At 67.9% G+C, this 3,743-nt stretch carries 4 protein-coding genes; all 4 read left to right on the forward strand.

Annotated elements, in window-relative coordinates:
• The first annotated feature begins 474 nt into the window (after positions 1–474).
• The 4 genes from ACGFIE_RS33705 (at position 475) to ACGFIE_RS33720 (ending at position 3,594) form a co-directional block, all read left to right on the forward strand.
• Positions 475–1,056, forward strand: a complete 582-nt coding sequence (locus tag ACGFIE_RS33705) for an RNA polymerase sigma factor (RefSeq protein ID WP_393302677.1) — start codon at positions 475–477, stop codon at positions 1,054–1,056.
• Positions 1,053–1,898 (forward strand): hypothetical protein, encoded by an 846-nt coding sequence (locus ACGFIE_RS33710; protein WP_393302680.1) that lies wholly within the window; start codon positions 1,053–1,055, stop codon positions 1,896–1,898. The genes ACGFIE_RS33705 and ACGFIE_RS33710 overlap by 4 nt, the downstream gene beginning before the upstream one ends.
• A 330-nt stretch (positions 1,899–2,228) precedes the next feature.
• On the forward strand, positions 2,229–3,131 hold the full coding sequence (locus tag ACGFIE_RS33715) for a hypothetical protein (protein WP_393302683.1): 903 nt from the start codon (positions 2,229–2,231) through the stop codon (positions 3,129–3,131).
• Complete coding sequence (locus ACGFIE_RS33720; RefSeq protein WP_393302685.1) at positions 3,103–3,594, forward strand: cupin domain-containing protein; 492 nt, start codon at positions 3,103–3,105, stop codon at positions 3,592–3,594. Before ACGFIE_RS33715 ends, ACGFIE_RS33720 begins: the two co-directional genes overlap by 29 nt.
• Positions 3,595–3,743: the final 149 nt, after the last annotated feature.

Genomic DNA, 3,743 nt, shown 5'->3' on the forward strand with positions numbered 1-3,743 from the left:
GTAGCAGAGATGAGTGTCACGTTCGGCCGCCGGTAACGGGCTGCCGATTGTCGCGGCCGACTCGGGGGCACGGTTTGTGCCTCCGAGTCGGCCGCGATTCGATCACGGTGGGACGCGAGCTGTCGGTTCGGACAGACGCGGATCCGGTCCGCTCGCCACCCGTAGGTGAGCCAGGACGCAGCTGAGCCACCGACATGGTCCGGCACTACGGCCTGGACAACCGCCCGACCTACCTAGCCGTCACCCGCCGGGGCTGTCTCGCTGACGGTGTTTCCGGCGATCTTGGTTAGTAGGTTCAGCGGCTGGGAAGCGCTCGCCCGGCAGGTCAGGCCGGAAACACCGTCAGATCCACATACCAGGCAGCGGGTCGCATCCATGGCCTGGGCGGGTCCCGCGCGCTGTTTGTGCGCCACCTCCGTTCGAGAGGTGCGTCGTGAGCTGCAACAGAGTCGGCGTGGGCGGCCATAGTGGGGTGTGAGGCATCAGGTACGGCCGTCGGACGAGGAACTGTGGATCTCGATCGTCGCCGGTGACGAATCTGCGTTCGGTTGGCTCTTTGACCGGTATTCCCGTCCGGTCTACAACCATGCGTTCCGGCTGACCGGGTCGTGGTCGACGGCCGAGGACGTCACCCAGGCGACGTTCCTCGTTGCGTGGCGCCGCCGGCACGACGCCCGCCTGGTGGACGGCTCGGCGTTGCCGTGGCTGCTGGTCGTCGCCACCAACGCGGTCCGCTCCGAGTGGCGGTCGGCACGCCGGTGGCTGGCGCTGCTACGGCGTGTGCCGGCGGAGCGGTACGCCGATGGTGACCTCGCAGACGAGGTTTCCGCGCGGCTGGACGACGAGCGGCGGATGACCGAGGTCCTCGATGTGGTCCGTGGTTTGCCGCCGGCCGAGCGGGAGGCGGTGGCGTTGTGCCTGTGGTCCGGTGTGTCGTACCCGGACGCGGCGGCCGTGTTGGGCATCAGTGAGGTGGCGGTGCGGTCGCGGGTGAGTCGGGCGCGCAGTCGCCTGGCGCGGCTGCTGCCCGAGGAGATTCAGGAGGGGGAGCGGTGAACAACATTCTCGACCTACCCGCGGAGCGGGACCTGCCGCCGAAGGCGGCGTACGCGATGCGGGCCCGGATCCTCGGTTCTGTGCGCCCGCGCCCAGCTCGTACGCCACGACTGCGAGTCGCCGTGGCGGGGGTGGTGCTGCTGGCCATGGTGTCCGGTGTCGCGGCGGTGGTGTGGCAGCGTCCGGACCGCTCGCCTGTGCAGGTGCTGGCCATGGGATCGGGTGAGTTGTCGCCGACGCTGCGGGATGCGGCCGAGCGGTGCCTGCAGTGGAACTCCCCGCGACGTCAGACGCGGCAGAACCCGAGTGAGCAAACCGTCCCGGTGTCACTGGCCGACCTGGCGGTGGCCATGGAGCGAGGTCACCGCGCGCTGGTGTTGTTCATGAACGACGTCGGCTACGCCACCTGTGACGTCGAGTCGCCGGGAACGGATCGTGAGTCCGGCGGGGGTGTCACCGATCCCTGGCCGCACGGTGAGTGGCTGCCCGGGCCGGTGCAGCGACTGCTGCTGACCTCCACCGAGGCCGACGGCGGGGACGTCATTGTCAGCGGCCGGGTCAGCGGGCGGGTCCACCGACTCGTACTCGACCACGGCGACGGCCACACCACAGCGGCCCGGCTCTCCGGGGGAGCTTTCGGCCTGATGACCAGCGACGCTCGCCTCACTGCCGGCGTCGATCCTGAACTGGTCAGCTACGACGCCGAGGGAACGGAGATCGACAGGCGCCCGCTGTTCCAGGCCGAAGACGAACTGGAACATTGCTTTGCGGGCCCGGACGGGAAGCGGATCTACGGCACACCGACAAGCGGTTGCCGACCCGCCGAGAAGTGGCGAGGGTAGTCCCCGTCACGCCTCGCCGCGGCCCTCCGGCGTGGGCCGTCACGTACGGCCGGTTCCAATAGCGGAGCACCCTCGGGGCGTGGGGGAGGACGATGTCGTGGGCGGCGGTGTCGAGGTAGGCCAGCCACCACGACTGGTCCGGAGTCTGGGTAACTGCCAGTCCGGACCGCGAACAGCCGCGACGTGCTGCCACCGCCCGCTCGTGGGCATGCACGTCCGCACCCTGCCGTCGGAAGATCCTTGTCCGCCGCTGCTGTACTACGCGGAACGGATCACTGAAGACCTACCAGGGCTTCCCGCGCGGCATGGTCACCACCGACGCAGAGAGCGATGAACGAGACGCCGGCGAGGATCAGGGAATTTACCGGTCTTGATCAAGTGTCTGTCAACACCGCGTCGCTAGCTTTCAGGAGGAAAGCCCGGACGACGAGTGGCTTGCCGAGTGAACGAGTGCCGCCGCCCGAGTACGCCGACCCTCTGCTGAAAGCAGTCGATCAGTCGAACCTGCGGGCGCAGCTCACGACGCCCGACGAGACTGTGGAGAAGCACATCGAGCTGGCCGGCCAGCCAGGGCAGGACCGCTGTGTCAGGGAAGGCTGGCGTGACATGACAGACACTCAACCCTCTACTGATCAGCCGCCCGACTCCGTCGAACGCAGCCAGCTCGCCAGAGCTGGCGAGGCGCGAATCTCCGCCTGGGCGCACGGAGCGCAGGCATTGGCGTTGCTGACCGCAGCGCACGAGCGTGGCCGGCTGACATTCCTGAGTCGCCCGCGGACATCTTCTGAATTGGCCGCGTTCACCGGCATGGAGGACAACCGACTAGCTGTCTCGTTCGACGCCATCGACGCCCGGGAGTTCGAGGAATCGGAGGGATTCGACGCCTGTTTCTGGGCCCAGCCGTTCTTTCCGGCCGAGACCCGCGCGGACACGCTACGAATGGTCAGGCGTGCGCTCAAGCCGGGTGGCATCTTGATCGAACAGGAGCAGGCTTGTCTTTGCCGGCTGGAACGTGCCGTTCGCCCGTACCGCCGAGGACCTGAAGGCAGAGGCGACGGCCGAAGACTTCGAGCACGTACGGATCGCCACGACCAACCTGGGTCGGGCGGTCATTTCGCGTCGCCCCGAGACCCGGGGAACTGTCTGTTGACGGCGGCGATCTCCATCGCCTCGTCACAACACCTGAAGCAAGGGGGAAGCAACGATGGCTACGAAAGCCGACTGGGGTCCTGACGGCTGGGCTGTCGCACCCGGGGAGGGAGAGCTGATTCAGCTCAACGGTCCGCATCGGCCGGAGATCCTGGTGCGGGGCGCCGAGGTCGGTGAGGCCCTCGGTGCATTCCTGTTCCACCACGACGTGATCACCGAGAACCCTCCCCACGCCCACCACGACTTCATGAAGGTCATGTTCGTCCTGGAGGGGGAGTACCAGTTCCGGGTGGGCGACGCCGAGTTCTCCGGCGGACCCGGCACGACAGTGGTCGTGCCCCGCGGGGCCTACCACACCTTCGTCACACGGACCGGCGGGAAAGTCCTGTTCATCAGCGCGCCGGCCGGTAACGAGAAGCTCTTCGAGGAGCTCGGCCGGCTCGGCCCGAACCCGACCGAGGCGCAACTCGCCGAGATCGACGAGCGCATGAAAACGACTCGGCTTCCGGGAGCGGAAGGACGCCCCTGGGGCGGCCTGGTGCGATGAGCTCAGCCGTCGCCCCGAGCCTGACCCGGACGCGACGCCTCACCGGGATGGATCGTGGCCTACTCGGGTGCGGAGACCCGCGCCCGAGTAGGCATCACAATCATCGTCGGCTGGTCACGGAGGTCGGACTTGCCAACCACCTGTGCTAG

Origin of the sequence: Micromonospora sp. NPDC049275, from assembly GCF_043197115.1 — a bacterium.
In the GTDB taxonomy this organism is placed as follows: Bacteria; Actinomycetota; Actinomycetes; order Mycobacteriales; family Micromonosporaceae; genus Micromonospora.